We start from the raw sequence: 20,073 nt of genomic DNA on the forward strand, positions 1-20,073 counted from the left end.
GAGTCAACTCACGTCAGATGACGGCTGCGACGTTGGGTTCGACGCCCGTTCCGCTCCCCCAAAAAAACGACCGTCATACGGCCACGAAGCGGGGCGGATGAGCGGAGTATCGGCGTAAATACAGCGCAGGCCAATGCACGATATACTCGCCGGATCACATCGGGCGACGAATTGAAGGGGGTGGAGGGGGGTGGCCCCGCGCCTTGGCCCTATCGGCTGGCCGCTCGCATATTGGCGAAGGAACCGTGCTATGGATAGTGTCGATCTGGAAGTGCTGAAGTCCGCCGTACAGTGGACCCGCGCGGGCTTTTTCGTCACGCTGGGCACCGTTGTACGCACCTGGGGCTCTGCCCCGCGTCCCGTGGGCTCGATGCTCGCGATTCGTGAAGACGGCCACATGGTCGGCTCCGTCTCGGGCGGCTGCGTCGAGGACGACCTGATCGACCGCATTCGCGACGGCGACTGGCCACAGAACCGTCCCCAACTCACCAGCTATGGCGTGAGCGCCGAAGAGGCCCACCGCTTCGGGCTGCCCTGCGGTGGCACGTTGCAATTGGTGCTCGAGCCGTTGAACGATGCGTCGCGCGTTGCGGACCTGCTCGATGCCATCGCGCAATTCCGCCTCGTCGTGCGCGAACTGGACATGGCGACCGGCGCGGTACGCATTGCGCCGGGCCACCACACGCCGTCGCTCGAATTCGACGGCATCCGGCTCATCGCCTCGCACGGCCCACGCCGTCGGCTGGTGGTGATTGGTGCCGGACAACTCTCGAAATACGTCGCCGGCATGGCGTGCGCGCTCGACTATCACGTGATCGTCTGCGATCCGCGCAGTGAATACGCGGACGAATGGCAAGTGCCGGGCACCGAGCTGTCGCGCGAGATGCCGGACGATCTGATCGTGCGGCTGCAGCTTGACTCGCACAGCGCGGTACTCACGCTCACGCACGACCCGAAGCTCGACGACATGGCGCTGCTCGAAGCGCTCAAATCTCCCGCGTTCTACATTGGCGCCATCGGCTCACGCGTGAACAACGCGCGCCGCCGCGAGCGCCTGTCGCTCTTCGATCTGAGTTCGACGGAAATCGAACGCCTGCACGGCCCGGTCGGCATGCACCTCGGCGCGCGCACGCCCGCAGAGATCGCCGTGGCGATTCTCGCCGAGATGACGGCGATCAAGAACGGCATCGCCGTCAAACAGACCTTCGCGACACGCACATCCGAAGACACTGCCGAAGGCGAAGCCTCCGAGTGCCAGAGCGCGGCCTGAACCGCGACACCCTCGGACGGATCGCGTCCCACTTCATTTTCCGCAGCACAAAAAAACGCCGCCTTTCGGCGGCGCAACTCGCTCACTCGTTGCAAAGTGGTATTGCCTGGGTTACCTCGTCATCCGTGGTCCTGCACCTGACGCGACTGATCGGCACATCATTCGCGCGGCCACAGGAATGTTGCTGCGGCGTGCCCCTTGGCGGGCACACGGACATCTTTCGTCATCGGCTTGCCGTCATACGTCGCCTTCACGGTGTAGTTGCCTTCGGGCAGCTTCACGAGCATGAACGGCCCCTTCGAGCGCGTATCGAGCACCGTGGTGCCACCGTGCATGATCTGCACCTGCACATCGGCCACGTACTCGTTCGCGCCGTCGCCGCGCGCCGCCATCTCGATAGACAACGGCCAGCGCGACGCCTCACGCTTGAAAGCCCCGGATTCGTCGCTGTCGATGCCGCCCGAGACATACGTCACGCTACCTTGCTGCATCGACGGCGGTAGCATCCCGCCTTGCGCATGGGCAGCTGATATCCCGCCCAGACTCCCAGCCATTACTGCGGCCGTCGCAGCGGCCGCCGACCAACGTTGCCATTGCTGCCACATATTCGACCTCCCGTTCATGTCATCACGATGCCGGATCGCACCGGTGGTGAAGCAGTCGTCACATCACGACCGCCCCCCACCTGCGCACAAGGTAGTGCGTGGCATCCCGAGGGGGCCTCGCCCAGCGCTCAGCCGAGATCGACCGGGATGAAAATCTGTTGTCCGTCGCGTTGTACGAGCAGCGCGACACTATTGCCAGCCTTCTTGAGCTTGTCGCTCAGTTGCGAAGCGCTCGTCACCGGCGTGCCGTTAAGCGACAGGATGATGTCGCCCGGCTGCACCCCGGCCTGTTCGGCCGGTCCGCCTACACGCGCCACGAACAAACCGTTCGTGACTTGCGCCGCGCGCTTCTCCTCGGGTGAAAGATCGCGTACCGCGAGACCCAACCGGCCATGCGCGGTCGAGTCGTCATGGCTCGCAACGTCCCGCTTCTCGCCCAGCGCCGCCACCGTCACGCTCACGTCCTGCTTCGCGCCATTGCGCCAGACCGTCAGGGTTGCCTTCTGGCCCGGACGCATATCGGCGATCTTCTCCGGCAACTGCACCGAATCGTCGATGGTCGTACCGTTGACGGCCAGAATCACGTCGCCCGGTTTCAGGTCCGACTTCGCCGCAGGCCCATTCTTGTCGATGGACGACACGAGCGCGCCCATAGGCTTGGGCAAACCGAACGACTTCGCCAGCGACTGGTTCACCTCCTGAATCGCTACGCCGATCCGGCCGCGACTCACCTTGCCGTACTGCTGGAGCTGCGACTTGACCTTCATCGCCATGTCGATCGGAATAGCGAACGACAACCCCTGGAAGCCACCGGTGCGCGAATAGATCATCGAGTTGATGCCGATGACCTCGCCGTTCAGATTGAATAACGGCCCGCCCGAGTTCCCCGGATTGACCGGTACATCCGTCTGAATGAACGGTGTGTAGTTCTCGTCAGGCAACGCGCGGGCCTTCGCCGACACAATGCCTGCCGTCACGGTGTTGTCGAAACCGTACGGCGACCCGATGGCCACCACCCATTCGCCGGCCTTCGACTTCGACGGATCGCCAATCTTCACCGTCGGCAAATCCGTCGCCGCAATCTTGAGCAACGCCACGTCGCTCGCCTTGTCGCTGCCCACGACCTTCGCCTTGTACTCGCGTTTGTCGGTCAGCTTCACCGTGACCTGACTCGCGTCGTCGACGACGTGCGCGTTGGTCAAAATGTAGCCGTCCGGGCTCACGATAAACCCGGAACCGAGACTGCGCGTCGGCCCGCCGCTGCCGTCGTTGCCATCGCTTCCGTCACCGCCGCCATCGTTGCCCGGTGCACCGTAGAAGCGACGGAAGAACTGGAACAGCGGATCGTTCTGATCCATGCCCGGCGGCATCGGAATCGCTGCCGAGCCGCGCGCCGCTGAAGGTTTCCCATCGTGCGTCACACTAATGTTGACTACGGCCGGTCCGTATTGTTCCGCCAGTTGCGAGAAGTCCGGCACCAGCATGCGCGGCGCGGTATTCGGGGTGTTTTGCGTGTTGGCGACAGGCGCGGCATTGGCGTCGCTGAGCAGCTCCGAGGCGATCGGCGCCTGCCAGTGCTGGCGTCCCGCCACGTAGCCGCCCGTCAATGCGACAAGCACGGCACCGGCAACCAACGTACGAGTGAGCTTCGAGGTTCTCATGTGTCTCTCCTTAGACGACCACGTTTGACATGACTGTCATCGTAGAGAGGCTCCCTTAAGGCAACCTTAAGAGGCTCGAAAGTGACTCATAAAATGCTGTCGCGCGCCATCTTGAGTGCTATGCGTTACGACAGCAGGCGTTTGAAGGGAAATCTCGCGTGGTTCGCCTTGCGCGTGACGCATACCGCTGCCTACGGTGGCGGGGTGGCGCAATTCCGCGTCGCAAGTTTTCGACCACGGGAGAATGACGATGGCTACCACCGAAACGACACTTTGCCGCACGCGCACGGATCGCCGCCACGCAGTTCGCTGGATGGGATGTGCCGGCGCTACGTTATGCCTGACTTTCGCACTTTCAGTGAACGCCGCGCCCGGCAACGGCTCACGAGGCGATGGCAAAGGCACGCAAGGCCCTGCCGATTCGACGCAGGCGCAAGCGCAGATGCCGGGACAGGAACAAGGTCAGATGCCAGGGAAAATGCAAGGCCAGAGCGGCAAATGCACGCCGGACACCCCGACCGATCAGGCCATCGTCGGCAAGTCGCTCGCGGAAGCCGAATCGATATTGCAAGGTTGCCCGTGGCGCATCGGCATGCAGGACGGCAAGATCATGCCGACCACGCGCGATTACCGTCCGGATCGACGCACCCTCACGATTGAAAACGGCAAGGTCACAAGTGTGACGCGCGGATGAGTTCAGGTTTTCACCGAAGGCGCGGTGCGTCAACGCACCGCGCGGTATCATGTGCAACCGGAGCGATTGCCGCTACCGCACAGCGCATCGACGTCCGGCAACACGAGCCGGACACGGCACGCACAAGGTATCTCGTGCGTGTATCCAAGATCGTCAGAGTGCTGGCGGGGGTGTCGACGCTGCGCTACCAAAGCTCACGCGCACACGCAGCCCCTGAGCGCGGCGCGCGTCGAACAACTCCACGCGCGCGCCATGCGCGAGCGCGATGTTGCGCACAATGGCAAGCCCTAATCCACTACCCTGTGCACGCGGCGCGTTCGCCTCGTCCGGCGCTGGTACGCCGGACGGCGGCGCCGGATGCCCTGCCCCTGCCTCAGCCCCGTCTGCCGACGCCGCCCCGCCGCGGAAGAACCGGTCGAACACACGCTCGCGCTCGGCCGGCGCAATCCCCGGCCCGGTGTCTTCAATCTCGACCACCGGCGACGGCATTGCCGCCACCAGACGAACGTCCACATGACCGCCGCGCGGTGTGTATTTCAGCGCGTTGTCGACGAGATTGCCGAAGAGTGTCTGCAACGCGTCTGCATCGCCGTGCACGCGGCTGATCGCGGCCAACGCGTCTGGGGCATCCAGCCCGAGATCGATCCCGCGCGCCGCAGCCAGTGCGGCGTGATGCGCCACCACGTCTTGCAGCAATGGGGCGAGCGGCAACTCGGCGAACGCGGTGGCGGCGCGCGTGGCGTCGGGCTCCTGGCGCGCCAGCGTGAGCAGTTGCGCCACCATGCGCGAGGCGCGCCGCACGCCGTCACGCAGATCGTGCATCGCCTCGCTCCGCTCCGTCTCCGTATGTGCCCGCTCGAGTAACTGCACTTGCAATTGCAACGCGGCGAGCGGCGTGCGCAATTCGTGTGCGGCATCGGCCACAAAGGCTTTTTGCTGCACGAGCGCCTCGTCGAGCCGGCCAAGCAGACTGTTGAGCGCGCGCACCAGCGGTCGCACCTCGTCAGGCAATCCCGCTTCGGGCAACGCCTCCAGCGCCCCCGGCGCACGCGCATCGAGCGCCTTCGTGACACGACGCAGCGGTTGCAGGCCGCGCCCGACCACGATCCAGACGAGCAACGCCAGCAGCGGCATCGCCACCACCAGCGGCAACAACGTGCGTAACGCCATCGACACGGCGAGCGAATCGCGGATGACCATCGGTTGCGCAAGTTGCACGACGTTATCGCCAACGAGCGCCGCATACACCCGCCAGTCGCCTGCGGGAGTCTGCACTGTGGTGAAGCCAAGTTCGGCGCGCGGCGGCAGCGGCGTGCGCGGATGCGAGTAATACAACTCGACACCGTTGCGGCTCCATATCTGGATAACCAGCCCGCCCGAGTCGCTATGGTCGCCCGGCACGCTTGAGAAAGGCTCCGCAGGCAACGACAGCGCCATCTGCTGCAACTGAAAATCGAACAGGGCGTTGGCCTCGGCACGCGCCTGACGGAAGATCGCAATGCCGGCGAGCAGCAACGCCACCGTCAGCGTAATCAGCAGCCCGACAAGAAGACGACGGCGAATCGAGCGCATCAGGTCGCCTCCGGCGACGGCATCATATAGCCGACGCCACGCACAGTACGGATGGCGTCTGCCCCCAGCTTCTTGCGTAGTCCGTGGATATGAACTTCAACCGCATTGCTCGCCACTTCCTCCCCCCAGCCATAGATACGTTCTTCGAGTTGCGCCTTGGATAGCACCGCACCCGGCCGATTGAGCAGCGCTTCGAGCACTGCGTACTCGCGTGCGGAGAGCACCACCGGCACGCCACCGCACGTCACTTGTCGCGTCGCAGGATCGAGCACGATGCCGCCGTGACGCAGCAACGGCTCGCTGCGCCCGGCCTGACGGCGCACCAGCGCGCGCAGACGCGCCGCCAGCTCATCGAGATCGAAGGGTTTGACGAGGTAATCGTCCGCACCGGCGTCGAGCCCTTTCACGCGGTCGGCGACCGCATCGCGCGCCGTGGCGATGAGCACCGGCAGCGTCTCGCCGCGCCCACGCAACGTACGCAACACGTCGATACCGTCACGGCGCGGCAGACCAAGGTCGAGCAGCAGTGCATCGTACGACTCGAGCGAGAGCGCATCGAGCGCACGTTGTCCGTCTCCCACATGATCGACAGTCCAGCCGTCCTGGCGCAGACCTTTCATGACGGCTGCGGCGATCATCGTATCGTCTTCCACCAACAAAATTCGCATGGATTGGGCACCGGTTGAAACCTTCTCCGGGGCGTCACTGGCCGTACAGGCAACGCCGCCTCGCGTGCGCGATGTTGCCTATGCGTGACATTCGCCGGATTTCGACTCATTGTAGCGACAGTTCGTTGCATGACCGACTTACAATGGAATACATGCCGCCGCGATGTCAGACGCACGTCGCGGGCAGCGCCCCATATCATTGCTTCGCCGCCGCGTCCGCATCGGTTCGCCTGGGCACTCCCAGCCTTCAGGCCGTACGGTTTCGCAGCGCGTAACACTGGAGAATCTCGCCCGTCATGCGCGTCCCTCGTTTGCTCAGCAGCGCTTCACGCTCCCCCTCTTCACCGCATTCGCCGGCATCGCGCCACGTCATGGGCGACGTCGCACGCGTGTGCTGCACGGCGCTGACGCTCGTGATGGTCATGAGTGCGCCCGTGCAGGCGAAGCCCGCCAAGCACGCGAAGATGCCCCACGTGCCGGTGGCTGCCGCGCGCGCCACGCCGCTGCCGCCCGAGTTGTCCCGCGCGCTCGCGGCAAGTAAGGTGCCCGCATCGCACGTGAGCGTGATCGTCGCGAAGGTCGACAATCCGCTGCAAACGCGCGGGTTGATCGCGGCGCCACTGCTCGCCGTCAATCCGAACGTGCCGCGCAATCCGGCGTCGACGATGAAACTCGTCACCACGATTGCCGCGCTCGACACGCTCGGCCCTGACTACCGCTGGCGCACGCAGGCGTTCACCGACGGTTCCTCGGACGGCCGCACGCTCAACGGCAATCTGTACTTCAAAGGCTCGGGCGATCCGAAGCTCGTGCCCGAAGAGATGGAGAAGCTCGTCGCCGAACTGCGCAACACAGGCGTGACGACCATCAACGGCGACCTCGTGCTCGACCGCTCGGCCTATAGCTCGGACATTGGCGCACTCGTCGCCATCGACGGTGGCGACGACCGGCCGTATAACGTCGCTCCCGATCCCCTGCTGTATTCGTTCAAGGCGTTCTCGTTCAGCTTCGCCGGCAATGCGAACGGCACCGTCGACGTGGGCGTGCTGCCGCCGCTGGCGAACTTGCAGATTTCGAACGAGATGTCGTCCACCCCGGCCGGCAACTGCGGCGACTGGCTCACACGCATTCATCCCACGCTGAACACGACGCCCGACGGCGCGTATGTCGCGCATTTCTCGGGCACGTACCCGGCGTCCTGCGAAAGCAAGGGGTGGAATGTGGCCGCACCGGATCGCGATCGCTTCTTCTTCGGTGGCTTCCGTGCCTTGTGGCAAGCGTCGGGCGGGCAATTCAACGGCAATGTGCGCACTGGCGCCGTGCCCCCGGGGGCGCGTCTGCTCGTCACGCATCGCGGCCAGACGCTGGCCGAAGTCGTGCACGACATGAACAAGTTCAGCAACAACGTGATGGCGCGTCAATTGTTCCTGACGCTGGGTCTCGCGGCCGACAACAACCGCACGCCCGCAAGCCTTACGCGCTCACGCGATGTACTGAACCGCTGGCTCGACAAGAACGACCTCGCCATGCCGGGACTGGTGGTCGAGAACGGTTCCGGCCTGTCGCGCATCGAGCGCATCAGCGCCGCCGAGCTGGCTCGCCTGCTGCAACACGGCATCAACAGTCCGACGGGACAGGTGCTCGTCGAATCGATGCCGACCGTCGGCGTCGACGGCACCATGCGCAACCGCCTCATGAACCGCGACGTGGCCGGCAATGCCCACATCAAGACCGGCACGCTCGACGATGTGAGCGCGGTGGCGGGCTATGTCGGCACGCGCTCCGGCGACGTCTATGTCGTGGTCTCACTTGTGAACGACCCGCGCGCGAGCAGTGCACGCGAGTTCCACGACGCGCTCATCTCCTGGGTGTACGAAAACGGCCGCTGAGCGGGCCGGTGCCGACCCAAGCCACGCGTAAAGGCGATGAAGACGGGCATTTGACGTTTCCCTCTAACCACCGCGCTGCCCGGCCGCATTCGAGTCAGAATAGACGTTCCATCGGTGCCACCTTCGCCCGCTTCCCATGAAGGCAGGGGCACCGGTTCAGATGACCCCATCGTGAGGAGACGCGAGGTCATGAACGTTGAGTTGATTCTACTGGCGCTCGCCCCGGTGTTCGTGTTGTGCATCGGTATCGAGGCCTGGTACTGGCGGCGCCGCAACCCCGTCATGTACAGCCTGAAGGACACCCTCAGCAACGCGACGCTCGCGCTCATGCATCAGGGGGCGGACAAGCTCGCGTGGCTGCTTATCGTGCCGTTCTACGCGTGGCTCTACGACCATTACCGCATCTACACGATGCCAGCCGGGTGGGTCGGCTTCGTGCTGCTCTTCGTCGTGCAGGATTTTCTCTACTACGTGTTTCATCGCGCCAGCCATCGCATTCGCTGGCTGTGGGCTGCGCACGTCGTGCATCACTCGTCGGAGCGGCTCAACCTGTCGACCGCCTTCCGTCAAAGTCTGATGTATCCGGTCGCGGGCATGTGGCTATTCTGGACACCGATGGCGCTCATCGGCTTCACACCGGTACAGATCGTCGGTGTGGTGCTGCTCAATCTCGCCTTCCAGTTCTTCGTGCACACACAGGCGATTCCGAAACTGGGCTGGCTCGAATATGTGCTGAATACGCCGTCGATTCACCGTGCGCATCACGCGCGCAATCCCCGTTACATCGACCGCAACTATGCCGGCGTGCTGGTCATCTGGGATCGGGTGTTCGGGTCCTATGTGGAAGAAAGCGAGGCCGAGCCGTGCGAATTCGGCATCGTCGACCCGATCCATACGCACAACCCGATCACGCTGACGTTCCACGAATGGCGCACGATGGCGCGCGACGTCGTCACGATGAAGGGATGGCGGAACAAGGGGATGGCGCTATTCGGGCCGCCCGAGTGGCGGCACGCGTGGCAGGCGGCGCAATTGGCGCCATTGGCCGCCGGACAAACGGCGATGCCGTCGGAGGGCGGATTACCGGGGAATGCGGAGCGTGCCGGCAGCGTCGAGGCGTCGCACAAAACGCTGTGACACGCTGCCCCGGCGCCGAAGCGGCACGGATGCCTTATGCGCGTTCGAAAGCCGCAGCGGCGCGTCCGAGACGGTCTCCGACTGCTGCCCACTCAGGCGTATCCGGCAAGCGCTCGAACAGGATGTGCGTGACGTTGGCGCGATCGAGCCGGCGCAGCATCGCGTAAAGGTCGGTGGCAAGCGCCGCCGGCGTGCCAGGCAGCACGATCTTCACGATATCGGCCGACGTGGCGACGTCGGCCGGCAGGGCTGCCAGCGTTGACGCGAAGGCCACCACGGCAACGCGCTCGCCGTCAGGGCGCACAGCCAACGCCGGTGCGACTTGACCGGCATCGCACAGATACAGTGGCGTGCGCGGCGCGTAATGCGCCTTGAGCGTGCCCGCGGCGCGCGGCGCACCACTGTCCTGCCCTGGCAGACGCGGCATCTCGCCCAACACCTCGGCGATCTGCTCGGGCGAAATATGCCCCGGACGCAGCAACGCTGGGAAACCGCGCGACAAATCCACAATCGTCGACTCGATGCCGACGGCCGCCTCGCCGCCGTCGAGCACATGCACGGTGACGCCCGGCAACCCGGCGAACTCGTCACGCACATGCTGCGCAGCAGTCGGGCTCACCCGACCGAAGCGATTGGCCGACGGCCCCGCCACCCCGCCCTGCCCGCCCTTGATCTGGGCGAACTCTCGCAGCAGGACTTGCGCCACCGGATGCGACGGGCAACGCACCCCGACCGAATCCTGTCCGCCGGAGACGATATCGGGGATGTGCGGTGCACGTTTGAGAATCAGTGTGAGCGGGCCGGGCCAGAACGCGTCCATCAGCTTGCGCGCCGCGGGTGTGACGTTGTCGCTCCAGTAACCGGGGTCGCCTTCCGGAGAAAAATGCACGATGACCGGATGATTCGCCGGGCGGCCTTTCGCAGCGTAGATCGCCGCGACCGCTGCCGGATTCTCTGCGTCGCCGCCGAGGCCATAGACCGTTTCCGTCGGAAACGCGACCAGTTCGCCGGCCGCGAGTTGTTCGGCCGCCAGTATGATCGCGTCAGCCGGTGGCATGACGATGCGCGGCGCTTGAGGCGACGTCATCGCTCAGTCCTCCAGCGGGATGTTGAGGCTCGCCGCTGCCGTCACACATGCCTTGCGGGCTTCGTCCAACGATGCGCCGGCAAACGTGATGTGGCCCATCTTGCGGCCCACGCGGGCGTCTTCCTTGCCGTAAAGATGCAGACGTGCCGACGGCAGCGCCACCACGTCGGCCCACGCCGGCGTGCGCGGTTGATCCTTGGCTGCGCCCTCGAACCACACGTCGCCGAGCACATTGAGCATCACGGCCGGCGAGTGCTGACGCGTCTCGCCGAGCGGCAGCCCGGCCATCGCCCGCACTTGCTGCTCGAACTGGCTGGCCGCACATGCGTCGATCGTGTAATGACCGCTGTTGTGCGGACGCGGCGCCATTTCGTTGGCGACGAGCGAACCGTCCTTGAGAATGAAGAACTCGACGCACAGCACGCCCACGTAGTCCATTTTCGATGCAATCGCGGCGGCCGCAGCACGCGCGGCGCCAGCAACTGCCGGGGCGGCGTCGGGTGCGGGAACAGTCGTGGTGGCAAGAATGCCGTCGATATGCACGTTCTGTGCGAGCGGATAGGTGGCGACCGAGCCATCGGCGCCGCGCGCGCTCAGCACCGAGACCTCGAAGGCCAGCGCCAGACGCTTTTCCAGCACGCAAGGCACACCGCCCAGCGCAGCGTAAGCATCGCGCGCCTCGGCCACCGTGTTCACGCGCACCTGGCCCTTGCCGTCATAGCCCAGACGCGCCGTCTTCAGAATGCCCGGCAGCACGCCTTCGATGGACGCATCGCCGATAGCGGCAAGCGCCTGATTCGATTCGATGACCAGATGCGGAGCCACGGGCACGCCGCAGCTTTCGATGAATCGCTTCTCGGCCACCCGATCCTGCGCAATCGCGACGCAGCGCCCCGCAGGGCTCACGGTCGTGGAAGCGGCGAGGAAGTCGAGCGACTGGGCCGGCACGTTCTCGAACTCGGTCGACACGGCAGGGCACAGTGCGGCCAGTTCGGCGAGCGCCTTCTCGTCACGGTAATCGGCAACGATCAGGCGGTCGGCGACGGCACCGGCCGGACAGCGCGGGTCGGGGTCGAGCACACAGACCCGATAGCCCATCGATTGCGCGGCAAAACAGAACATGCGGCCGAGTTGGCCGCCGCCCAGCATGCCCAGCCATTGGCCGGGGAGGACAGGCGTAGCGGAGGCAGAATTCATCTTCGTTGAGGCGCTGACAGTAGCGGGGTCGTGTTTTTCTTTTACAACGCGGGCAACGTCATGCCGCGCGCGGCCTCGGTCTGCTTCGCGCGGAACGCTTCGAGCTTGCCGGCAAGCGTCTTGTCGCCGGCCGCCACCAGCATGGCGACCGCGAACAAGGCCGCGTTGGCCGCTCCCGCTTCGCCAATGGCGAACGTGGCGACCGGCACCCCCTTGGGCATCTGGACGATCGAGAGCAGCGAGTCTTCGCCGCGCAGGTACTTGCTCGGCACCGGCACACCCAGTACCGGCACGGTCGTCTTGGCGGCGATCATGCCCGGCAGATGGGCGGCGCCGCCCGCCCCCGCAATGATCGCGACGAGGCCGCGCTCGCGGGCGGCTTCGGCGTAACGGAACATGTCGTCGGGCATGCGATGCGCGGAGACGACCTGCGCCTCGTAAGGCACACCGAACTCGGCCAGAATCGCGGCCGCGTTCTTCATCACTTCCCAGTCCGAGTTGGACCCCATTACCACGCCCACGCGCGGGGCCACCGCTTGTTTCTCGCTCATGTCTCGATGCCCCGCTCAGGCCAGTTGCTGGCCGGTCAGGCGCTCGAGCGCCTCGCGGTACTTGGCAGCCGTCTTCTCGACGACCTCATCCGGCAGCTTCGGTGCGGGCGGCGTCTTGCCCCACGGCTGGGTCTCGAGCCAGTCGCGCACGAACTGCTTGTCGAACGACGGCGGATTGCTGCCCACGGCGTACGAATCGGCAGGCCAGAAACGCGACGAATCGGCCGTCAGCGCTTCGTCCATCAGATGCAGGCGGCCCTCATCGTCCAGACCGAACTCGAACTTCGTGTCGGCAATGATGATGCCGCGCGTGGCCGCGTAGGCCGCCGCTTCCTTGTACAGACGAATCGAGATATCGCGGATCTGCTCGGCGAGTTCGCGGCCGATACGGCTCACCATGTCGTCGAAGCTGATGTTCTCGTCGTGTTCGCCCAGTTCGGCCTTGGCCGCCGGGGTGAAGATCGGTTCGGGCAATTGTTGCGCGTTTTGCAGACCGGCGGGCAGCTTCACGCCGCACACGGCGCCCGTCGCCTGATAGTCCTTCCAGCCGCTGCCGGCGAGATAGCCACGCACCACCGCTTCCACGAGAATCGGCTTGAGGCGCTTGACGACGACCGCACGGCCGGCGACCTGCCCGGCTTCGTCGGCGGACACAACCGTCTCGGGCGCCACGCCCGTCAGGTGATTCGGCACAACGTGCGCCAGCTTGTCGAACCAGAAGTTGGCCATCTGGTTGAGCACACGGCCCTTGCCCGGAATCGGCTCGCCCATGATCACGTCGAACGCCGAGAGGCGGTCCGTCGTTACGATCAGCAGCTTGTCGTCGCCGACGGCGTAGTTATCGCGCACTTTACCGCGCGAGAGCAGCGGCAGGCTCTTGAGGGAGGATTCGTACAGGGCGTTCGGAGCGGGGGTAGTCACGGCGGGACCCAATGTCAGGAAGGGCAAAGGCGTAATTATACGCGCGTCGGGGGGCGATTCACGAAGATGTCGCCCCCGGCGTGTCATCGGGCAGAATGCAGGCGGCCTGGCACTGCGCCCGCCCGTAGGGTGTTGCGATCAAGCACCGGCGACACGCGGCCGATTCGCCCATCTCACGACGTGAGGCCTCGAACGCAATCGGACTCAGGCAGCGTCGCCACGGAATAGCCGTTCGAGCCTTGCCCTTTCGGCCTCGCGCACGAGGAGCGCCACGACCGGCGCCCGTGAAACCGGATTCGACATCACGCTGGAGCGACGACGACATTGGCGATTCCAGTCGGCCACCGACGCGGCATCGTAGTACTTGTTGTCGCAGGTCAGCCCTTCATCGTCGACGGTGACCAACCGAATCGCGTTCTGATCGTTCGGATCGATCTCCTCCTGAGATATCCGGTCGATATGACCGCTGAGGTAGCTGGGGGTCAGGAACCTGACCCCGCGCTGTACGTTGAACTCGTCGCCAAGCCAGAGCAGTGCCATGCCGGGCGGCAAGCCGCCGGAGGCGAGTGCCGGCGACACGCGGGCGAAGTTGTCTTCGAGCAGCGTTGCCAGCGCGCGGCGCGCATCGTCGCCGGCCCAGTCCACACCGGCATATCGACCGGCTGCCAGCTCCGGCAGCCGTGCTTTGAGCAGATGGATTTTCCGCTCCTGATGGAGATCCCCCCGGCCAGGGTTGCGAAGGACGTCGAGCAGGCTGGCGAACTCGGCGATCAGATCGAGGCTGCGGGCCGCCAGATTGATGTGGTGGTCGCTGAGTCTGGACCGTTGTTCGACGACTCGTTTGCCCAGCCCGACACGCACGTTCGTTTCGCCATTTTCCAATTGCAGCGCCGCGCTGGCGATCACGGCGCAAGGCCGGGAAATACCATGCTCCGAACACACGAGCGCGATCTTGCCCGGGTTCTCACGCATGTACGCGGCCACGCCGCGCCCGGCATGCCATAGCACCTCGCGGGGAATCTCGGCATCGAAACGCTCCATGCCGATGAACTCCATGAACTGCACACGGGACAGCCCGCCGTCGAGCTTCACGGGCCCTCGTGGCATGCTCTCACCGGAGGCATCGAAGTCGAGCCGGCCCTGGCGGATGACACTGGAGATGTAAGCGCTAATGGATCTCTCGGCGTATCCTGCCTTGCGCGGCTCGCGCGACGGATCACCGGCATCGGCAAGCCCTTGCATCGCGCCCGGCTCGACACAGAAAATCGCGCCGATCTGCGGACGAGCCTTGAGCAGACGGGTAAGCACTTGCGCCTCTGCCGGGATTGGCGTCGGCCCGACAACGAACCGGTGTCCCCCCAGCTCGATCATGCCGTAACGGGTACGTTCGTTACCCAAACAGAACAGTTGGGCCGTGTTGACGCCGTAGGTATCGATCCAATCTTGTGTTGCCCGCTCAATCGCAGACGGCAACTGCGGCTCGATGCCGTCACGCCCCCAACGTTGGGTTGGCTTCTCGATGTGGGCTGCTCCGCCGGCGTGATCGATCTCGGCGCCTCGCCAGTCGGCAGCCATCGATGTCATCGCGATCTCGGAGGGGCCCGGCGTCGGCTCGTGCGCGGCACCCGGTGCCGAATGCCTCGCGGCCCGAGATCCGCCAGCGGAGGCCTGCGCGCGGTGAGACACGGCGCTCACGTCGCCGGCCAGGGAAGCGCGCCCCGAGGATGGCGGGGAAGTCTCGTTGGGATTGGGTACACCGAGGCAACAGGTAACCACTTTGGGCAGGGATACGGGCATAGCATTCTCCGGATGGTCTTGAGGGCGCGAGGGAATTTTTCAGGGGGATCAGGAGACTGCCACGCAGCCCGGCACCGATCTTCAGAATTCGGTGGATGACTGTCGTTTTGCTCCGGCCCGGACGTCGGCCCGGACATCGTTACGTCCTGGTGGAGGCCGGGATTTCTCTGCCCTTCGCCTTGCCCGGATGTTGCCTAGAATGGAATTGCTCACCCGAACCAAGGGGACTGCCGTGGCGAACCCATCGAATCCGAAAACTGTCCGGCAGACCTATGCCGGCAAGCGTGCCGCATGCCACCCTGGCGCCCGCCCCAGCACCTGCCTGGGAGCCCGCCTGGCGCTTGCTGCGGCGATAGCGTTCGCCGGCCTGCCCGCGTTTGCGCAATCAGCCCGCCCCGGCGCAACGCCGCCGGCAGCGTCGGCCCATGCCCCGGCCCATCGGCCCGGTACGGCGCACACCGCCCCCATAAGCCCCGCGCCCCCCAGTGTCGACACCGCCGAGCGGCCCGTGCTGCCGCGCCTCGTCGCCATCGCCACCCCTGACGACGATATTCCGCGTTTCGCCTTGTTCGCCGCGCGCGATATCGAGCAGTTGGGCTTGCAGTTCCCGGCACAAAAGAGCGACACGTCCAGCGATACCGACGTCGTCATCACGATGAGCCTGCGCGAAGGCGCGACCACCCGGATGCGCGACTTCTCCCGTCAGCACATGAACGAACCGATGACGCTGATTGTCGACGGCGTAGAAATGCTCACCGCCACGATCCGCTCGGAACTGGGGGGGAAGTTCCAATTGCAGATGCCAAAAGAAAAGGCCCGGCTCTTGTTCCAGCGAGTGCTGGCAAAAGCCGGGCCTGCGACCTGAGCGACGCGCTGATTACTTCACGATCTGCGCGAGATCGCCGCTCTTGTACTTCTCGGCCATCTTCTCGAGGGCGACCGGCTTGATCTTGCCAGCCTGACCTTCGCAACCGAACGACAGATAGCGCGCCTTGCAGACCAGCTTGGCCGCTTCACGGGCCGGCTTGAGGTAATCGCGCGGGTCGAACTTGCTCGGGTTTTCGAACAGATAGCGACGGATCGCGCCGGTCATGGCCAGACGGATGTCGGTATCGATATTGATCTTGCGCACACCGTGCTTGATGCCTTCCACGATCTCTTCGACCGGCACGCCGTACGTTTCCTTCATGTCGCCGCCAAATTCGCGGATCTCGGCGAGCAACTCTTGCGGCACCGACGACGAACCGTGCATCACCAGGTGGGTGTTCGGGATACGGCGGTGGATTTCCTTGATGCGGTCAATGGCGAGAATGTCGCCCGTCGGCTTGCGGCTGAACTTATAAGCGCCGTGCGAGGTGCCGATGGCGATGGCCAGCGCGTCGCACTGCGTCTGATGCACGAAGTCGGCCGCCTGATCCGGATCGGTCAGCAGTTGTTCGCGAGTCATCGTACCGTCGGCGCCGTGGCCGTCTTCCTTGTCGCCCTTCATCGTTTCGAGCGAACCCAGCACGCCCAGCTCGGCTTCCACCGTCACGCCGATGTAGTGCGAGAACTCGACCACCTTCTTCGACACTTCGACGTTGTACTCGTAGCTGGCGACCGATTTGCCGTCGGCTTCGAGCGAGCCGTCCATCATCACGCTCGAGAAGCCGCTCTTGATCGCGGCCATACACACCGCCGGCGACTGGCCGTGATCCTGGTGCATCACCACCGGGATGTGCGGATACGCTTCCACGGCCGCCGAGATCAGGTGACGCAGGAACGCTTCACCAGCGTACTTACGGGCACCGGCCGAGGCTTGCATGATGACCGGTGCGCCGACTTCGTCGGCGGCAGCCATGATGGCGGAAACCTGCTCCAGATTGTTAACGTTGAAGGCCGGCAGACCGTAGCCGTTTTCGGCGGCATGGTCGAGCAGCTGTCGCATAGAGACTAGGGGCATGATGTTCTCCTTGGAATCACAAAACTAAGCAAATCTTTCCTCGATCCAGAGGCGCCCCTCATGACGACGGCTCGCGGGCAGCGCGGCGTGCACTTATGCTCGCACGCCTCGCCGCACTCGCGCGGCTCCTTCCGTCATGCCTGGCCCACCTGGACGATCTTCAACGTATTCGTGCCGCCGGGTTGCCCCATCGGCTCGCCTACCGTCAATACGATCGTGTCGCCGCGCTTGACCACCCCACGCGCGAGCAGCAGTTGCTCGGCTTGCTTGAGCGCATGATCGCGCTCGAGCGTGGCGTCGGCGCGCATGGCATAGACGTTGCGGTACAGCGCCATCTTGCGGTGGCTGCTGAGCTGCGACGTCAGGGCAAAAATCGGCACATGAATCTTGTGCCGGGACAGCCACAGCGCGGTCGCGCCCGACTCGGTGAGCGCCACGATCGCTTTCGCGCCAAGATGATACGCGGTAAACAGGGCGCCAGCGGCAATCGTTTGGTCGATGCGCGTAAAAGTTTGGTTGAGCCAGTCGCGATCGAGTTCCAGCATTTCCGAGCGTTCGGCTTCAACGCAAATCGCCGCCATCGTCTCGATCGTTTCGACCGGATACTTGCCCGCCGCACTCTCGGCCGACAGCATGACGGCGTCGGTGCCGTCGAGCACCGCGTTGGCGACGTCCGACACCTCGGCGCGGGTCGGCACCGGGTTGTGGATCATCGACTCCATCATCTGCGTGGCCGTGATCGTGAGCTTGTTCATCTCGCGCGCGAGCTTGATCATGCGCTTTTGCAGCCCCGGCACCGCCGCATTGCCCACTTCAATGGCCAGATCGCCACGCGCGACCATGATGCAGTCCGACGCCGCCAGAATTTCTTCGAGCGCCGGAATCGCTTCGGCACGCTCGATCTTGGCGATCATGCGCGGCTTGATGCCGTACGGCTCGCCCGCCACGTTGGCCAGACGGCGCGCCATTTCCATGTCGGTGGCGTTCTTCGGGAAGGAGACCGCGACGTAGTCGGCGCCCAGCGCCATCGCCGTCTTGATGTCCTCCATGTCCTTGGCCGTGAGCGCCGGTGCCGTCAGCCCGCCGCCCTGGCGATTGATACCCTTGTTGTTCGACAGATCGCCGCCAACCTTCACGGTCGTGTGGATCTCACTGCCCAACACGCGCTCGACGATCAGCACGATCAGGCCGTCGTTGAGCAGCAGCACGTCGCCCGGACGCACGTCGCGCGGCAGTTCCTTGTAGTCCAGACCGACGCGCTCGTCGTTGCCCAGTTCGCAGTCGGCATCCAGAATGAACTTGGCGCCCGCCTCGAGCGTGGTCTTGCCGTTCTCGAATTTGCCGACGCGAATCTTCGGGCCCTGAAGGTCGGCCATGATGGCCACTTCGCGGCCCGCCGCCTTGGCAGCCGCGCGCACCATCTCGGCACGCTCGATGTGATCCTGCGCCTTGCCATGCGAGAAGTTCAGCCGAACGACGTCGACGCCTGCGGCGATCATGCGCGAGAGCACTTCCGGCGTGCTCGATGCCGGACCGATGGTGGCGACGATCTTGGTGGAGCGGTTCATTACATCCATCTCTTCATCCTCTTTTGGTGACAGCGCGTTCGACATTGCTGGCGCTTAGAGGTTTGTAGCGCATTTAGGCCGCCGCAGGTTAACCAAAAAGTTCGCATTGTCCGTACGAAATCGTTTGATTCGATCTCTGATGTTCGCAATAAGACGATCAAAACCGCCGTTTGCCAACCGTTTCCGTACCGTCGAACCTGCCTGTGAGCCCCGCTCCACCTGACTTTACGCGATCAGTTGGCTTGCGCCGCGCGTTGTTGCAGCACGTCGACGGCCGGCAGCGTCTTGCCCTCGAGGAATTCGAGGAAAGCGCCGCCACCGGTCGAGATATAGCTGACCTGATCCGCAATGCCGTACTTGGCGATGGCGGCAAGCGTGTCGCCGCCCCCGGCGATCGAGAACCCCTTGGCGGCGGCAATGGCGCGCGCCAGCGTCTCGGTGCCGTGACCGAATTGGTCGAATTCGAACACGCCGACCGGACCGTTCCACACGATGGTGCCCGCGCCCGCTAGTTGCTCGGCGAGCTTGGCGGCCGTTTGCGGGCCGATGTCGAGGATCATGTCGTCGGCGGCCACATCGGCGGCAGCCTTCACCGTTGCCTCGGCCGTGGCGCTGAATTCCTTGGCGCACACGACGTCCGTCGGGATCGGCACCGACGCGCCGCGCGCCGCCATGGCGTCGATGATCGCCTTCGCCTCACCGACCAGATCGGCTTCGGCGAGCGACTTGCCGATGGGCAGACCGGCGGCCAGCATGAACGTGTTGGCAATGCCGCCGCCCACGATCAGTTGATCGACCTTGTCGGCAAGTGTCTTCAGAATGGTGAGTTTGGTCGACACCTTGGAACCCGCCACGATGGCCACGAGCGGACGGGCCGGGGCGTTCAGCGCCTTGCCGAGCGCTTCGAGTTCGGCGGCGAGCAGCGGGCCGGCACAGGCGACCGGTGCGTACTTGGCGATACCGTGCGTCGTAGCTTCGGCGCGGTGAGCGGTGCCGAAGGCATCGTTCACATAGATGTCGCACAGCTTGGCCATCTTCTGCGCCAGTTCGTCGTTGTCCTTCTTCTCGCCCTTGTTGACGCGGCAGTTCTCCAGCAGCACAACCGTGCCCGGCGCCACATCGAAGCCGCCGTCGACCCAGTTGGCGATCAGCTTCACGTCGCGGCCGAGCAGTTCCGACAGACGCTTCGCCACCGGCGCAAGCGAGTCGGCAGGCTTGAATTCGCCTTCAGTCGGACGGCCCAGGTGCGAGGTGACCATCACGGCAGCACCGGCGTCGAGCGCCATTTGAATGGCCGGCACCGAGGCGCGAATACGCGTGTCTTCCGTGATACGGCCCTCATCGTCTTGCGGCACGTTCAAATCGGCGCGAATGAAGACACGTTTGCCTGCCAGGCGGCCTTGAGCAATCAAATCGGAAAGACGTACGACGGAAGCCATGAGAATCCGGAATAAATGGTGGGAAAAACATGCATTTTAACTGATCCCACCCGCCGGTTGCCCATTTTGAGGCTT

18 protein-coding genes are annotated in these 20,073 nt (G+C 64.6%); 5 read left to right on the forward strand and 13 right to left on the reverse strand.

Annotated features, from left to right (window positions below; genetic code table 11):
• The first annotated feature begins 250 nt into the window (after positions 1–250).
• Positions 251–1,270: an XdhC family protein gene (locus PHO31112_RS21660; protein WP_150622952.1), complete on the forward strand. Its 1,020-nt coding sequence runs from the start codon at positions 251–253 to the stop codon at positions 1,268–1,270.
• Positions 1,271–1,428: 158 nt separating this feature from the next.
• Here the strand turns inward: PHO31112_RS21660 and PHO31112_RS21665 are convergent, their stop codons facing one another.
• Together PHO31112_RS21665 and PHO31112_RS21670 are read right to left on the reverse strand one after the other, a co-directional pair.
• On the reverse strand, positions 1,429–1,875 hold the full coding sequence (locus tag PHO31112_RS21665) for a carboxypeptidase regulatory-like domain-containing protein (RefSeq protein ID WP_150622954.1): 447 nt from the start codon (positions 1,873–1,875) through the stop codon (positions 1,429–1,431).
• A 128-nt stretch (positions 1,876–2,003) separates the two neighbouring features.
• Complete coding sequence (locus PHO31112_RS21670; RefSeq protein WP_150622956.1) at positions 2,004–3,536, reverse strand: DegQ family serine endoprotease; 1,533 nt, start codon at positions 3,534–3,536, stop codon at positions 2,004–2,006.
• A 250-nt stretch (positions 3,537–3,786) separates the two neighbouring features.
• Here PHO31112_RS21670 and PHO31112_RS21675 point away from each other — a divergent pair, with 250 nt between their 5' ends.
• Positions 3,787–4,230 carry a hypothetical protein gene (locus PHO31112_RS21675; RefSeq protein WP_150622958.1) on the forward strand — a complete coding sequence of 148 codons (444 nt, stop codon included), beginning with the start codon at positions 3,787–3,789 and terminating at the stop codon, positions 4,228–4,230.
• A gap of 153 nt (positions 4,231–4,383) precedes the next feature.
• Here the strand turns inward: PHO31112_RS21675 and PHO31112_RS21680 are convergent, their stop codons facing one another.
• From PHO31112_RS21680 to PHO31112_RS27230, 3 genes are all read right to left on the reverse strand, one after another.
• Positions 4,384–5,802 (reverse strand): ATP-binding protein, encoded by a 1,419-nt coding sequence (locus PHO31112_RS21680; RefSeq protein WP_150622960.1) that lies wholly within the window; start codon positions 5,800–5,802, stop codon positions 4,384–4,386.
• Positions 5,802–6,470, reverse strand: coding sequence for a response regulator (locus PHO31112_RS21685; protein WP_150622962.1), 669 nt, complete (start codon positions 6,468–6,470; stop codon positions 5,802–5,804). The genes PHO31112_RS21680 and PHO31112_RS21685 overlap by 1 nt, the downstream gene beginning before the upstream one ends.
• A gap of 247 nt (positions 6,471–6,717) precedes the next feature.
• Positions 6,718–6,894 carry a hypothetical protein gene (locus PHO31112_RS27230; RefSeq protein ID WP_174995828.1) on the reverse strand — a complete coding sequence of 59 codons (177 nt, stop codon included), beginning with the start codon at positions 6,892–6,894 and terminating at the stop codon, positions 6,718–6,720.
• Between PHO31112_RS27230 and dacB the strand changes: the two genes are divergently transcribed.
• Together dacB and PHO31112_RS21695 are read left to right on the forward strand one after the other, a co-directional pair.
• On the forward strand, positions 6,893–8,359 hold the full coding sequence (gene dacB / locus PHO31112_RS21690; RefSeq protein ID WP_174995829.1) for a D-alanyl-D-alanine carboxypeptidase/D-alanyl-D-alanine endopeptidase: 1,467 nt from the start codon (positions 6,893–6,895) through the stop codon (positions 8,357–8,359). The genes PHO31112_RS27230 and dacB overlap by 2 nt on opposite strands.
• Positions 8,360–8,548: 189 nt before the next feature.
• Entirely contained in the window at positions 8,549–9,496 is a 948-nt protein-coding gene (locus PHO31112_RS21695; RefSeq protein ID WP_150622966.1) for a sterol desaturase family protein, read from the forward strand.
• A 34-nt stretch (positions 9,497–9,530) separates the two neighbouring features.
• Here the strand turns inward: PHO31112_RS21695 and PHO31112_RS21700 are convergent, their stop codons facing one another.
• From PHO31112_RS21700 to PHO31112_RS21720, 5 genes are all read right to left on the reverse strand, one after another.
• Positions 9,531–10,583, reverse strand: a complete 1,053-nt coding sequence (locus PHO31112_RS21700) for an L-threonylcarbamoyladenylate synthase (RefSeq protein WP_150622968.1) — start codon at positions 10,581–10,583, stop codon at positions 9,531–9,533.
• 3 nt (positions 10,584–10,586) lie between these two features.
• Positions 10,587–11,780 carry a 5-(carboxyamino)imidazole ribonucleotide synthase gene (locus tag PHO31112_RS21705; protein ID WP_150622970.1) on the reverse strand — a complete coding sequence of 398 codons (1,194 nt, stop codon included), beginning with the start codon at positions 11,778–11,780 and terminating at the stop codon, positions 10,587–10,589.
• Positions 11,781–11,821: 41 nt separating this feature from the next.
• The gene (gene purE / locus PHO31112_RS21710; protein WP_150622983.1) at positions 11,822–12,331 is read right to left on the reverse strand and encodes a 5-(carboxyamino)imidazole ribonucleotide mutase; all 510 of its coding nucleotides are present in this window, start codon (positions 12,329–12,331) and stop codon (positions 11,822–11,824) included.
• Positions 12,332–12,346: 15 nt separating this feature from the next.
• Positions 12,347–13,252: a phosphoribosylaminoimidazolesuccinocarboxamide synthase gene (locus PHO31112_RS21715; protein WP_246178455.1), complete on the reverse strand. Its 906-nt coding sequence runs from the start codon at positions 13,250–13,252 to the stop codon at positions 12,347–12,349.
• 204 nt (positions 13,253–13,456) lie between these two features.
• Positions 13,457–14,836, reverse strand: coding sequence for a hypothetical protein (locus PHO31112_RS21720; protein ID WP_150622985.1), 1,380 nt, complete (start codon positions 14,834–14,836; stop codon positions 13,457–13,459).
• 412 nt (positions 14,837–15,248) lie between these two features.
• On the opposite strand from PHO31112_RS21720, the gene PHO31112_RS21725 reads away from it, so the two are divergent.
• Complete coding sequence (locus PHO31112_RS21725; protein ID WP_150622987.1) at positions 15,249–15,914, forward strand: hypothetical protein; 666 nt, start codon at positions 15,249–15,251, stop codon at positions 15,912–15,914.
• A gap of 12 nt (positions 15,915–15,926) precedes the next feature.
• Here PHO31112_RS21725 and fba read toward each other — a convergent pair whose 3' ends face one another.
• The 3 genes from fba to PHO31112_RS21740 form a co-directional block, all read right to left on the reverse strand.
• Positions 15,927–16,991, reverse strand: a complete 1,065-nt coding sequence (gene fba / locus PHO31112_RS21730; RefSeq protein ID WP_010808468.1) for a class II fructose-bisphosphate aldolase — start codon at positions 16,989–16,991, stop codon at positions 15,927–15,929.
• Positions 16,992–17,125: 134 nt separating this feature from the next.
• Positions 17,126–18,559: a pyruvate kinase gene (gene pyk / locus PHO31112_RS21735; protein WP_150622989.1), complete on the reverse strand. Its 1,434-nt coding sequence runs from the start codon at positions 18,557–18,559 to the stop codon at positions 17,126–17,128.
• A 233-nt stretch (positions 18,560–18,792) separates the two neighbouring features.
• The gene (locus PHO31112_RS21740; RefSeq protein ID WP_150622991.1) at positions 18,793–19,998 is read right to left on the reverse strand and encodes a phosphoglycerate kinase; all 1,206 of its coding nucleotides are present in this window, start codon (positions 19,996–19,998) and stop codon (positions 18,793–18,795) included.
• Positions 19,999–20,073: the final 75 nt, after the last annotated feature.

Source organism: Pandoraea horticolens, from assembly GCF_902459555.1.
Taxonomy (GTDB): domain Bacteria; phylum Pseudomonadota; class Gammaproteobacteria; order Burkholderiales; family Burkholderiaceae; genus Pandoraea; species Pandoraea horticolens.

Bases quoted from the DNA above. Each gene is read 5' to 3' on its own strand.
- purE (WP_150622983.1), bottom strand. From the start codon at position 12,331: ATGAGCGAGAAACAAGCGGTGGCCCCGCGCGTGGGCGTGGTAATGGGG.
- PHO31112_RS21720 (WP_150622985.1), bottom strand. From the start codon at position 14,836: ATGACATCGATGGCTGCCGACTGGCGAGGCGCCGAGATCGATCACGCC.
- dacB (WP_174995829.1), top strand. From the start codon at position 6,893: ATGAGTGCGCCCGTGCAGGCGAAGCCCGCCAAGCACGCGAAGATGCCC.
- PHO31112_RS21680 (WP_150622960.1), bottom strand. From the start codon at position 5,802: ATGCGCTCGATTCGCCGTCGTCTTCTTGTCGGGCTGCTGATTACGCTG.
- fba (WP_010808468.1), bottom strand. From the start codon at position 16,991: ATGCCCCTAGTCTCTATGCGACAGCTGCTCGACCATGCCGCCGAAAAC.
- PHO31112_RS21685 (WP_150622962.1), bottom strand. From the start codon at position 6,470: ATGCGAATTTTGTTGGTGGAAGACGATACGATGATCGCCGCAGCCGTC.
- PHO31112_RS21705 (WP_150622970.1), bottom strand. From the start codon at position 11,780: ATGAATTCTGCCTCCGCTACGCCTGTCCTCCCCGGCCAATGGCTGGGC.
- PHO31112_RS21740 (WP_150622991.1), bottom strand. From the start codon at position 19,998: ATGGCTTCCGTCGTACGTCTTTCCGATTTGATTGCTCAAGGCCGCCTG.
- PHO31112_RS21670 (WP_150622956.1), bottom strand. From the start codon at position 3,536: ATGAGAACCTCGAAGCTCACTCGTACGTTGGTTGCCGGTGCCGTGCTT.
- PHO31112_RS21725 (WP_150622987.1), top strand. From the start codon at position 15,249: ATGGAATTGCTCACCCGAACCAAGGGGACTGCCGTGGCGAACCCATCG.
- pyk (WP_150622989.1), bottom strand. From the start codon at position 18,559: ATGAACCGCTCCACCAAGATCGTCGCCACCATCGGTCCGGCATCGAGC.
- PHO31112_RS21700 (WP_150622968.1), bottom strand. From the start codon at position 10,583: ATGACGTCGCCTCAAGCGCCGCGCATCGTCATGCCACCGGCTGACGCG.
- PHO31112_RS21660 (WP_150622952.1), top strand. From the start codon at position 251: ATGGATAGTGTCGATCTGGAAGTGCTGAAGTCCGCCGTACAGTGGACC.
- PHO31112_RS27230 (WP_174995828.1), bottom strand. From the start codon at position 6,894: ATGACCATCACGAGCGTCAGCGCCGTGCAGCACACGCGTGCGACGTCG.
- PHO31112_RS21695 (WP_150622966.1), top strand. From the start codon at position 8,549: ATGAACGTTGAGTTGATTCTACTGGCGCTCGCCCCGGTGTTCGTGTTG.
- PHO31112_RS21665 (WP_150622954.1), bottom strand. From the start codon at position 1,875: ATGTGGCAGCAATGGCAACGTTGGTCGGCGGCCGCTGCGACGGCCGCA.
- PHO31112_RS21675 (WP_150622958.1), top strand. From the start codon at position 3,787: ATGGCTACCACCGAAACGACACTTTGCCGCACGCGCACGGATCGCCGC.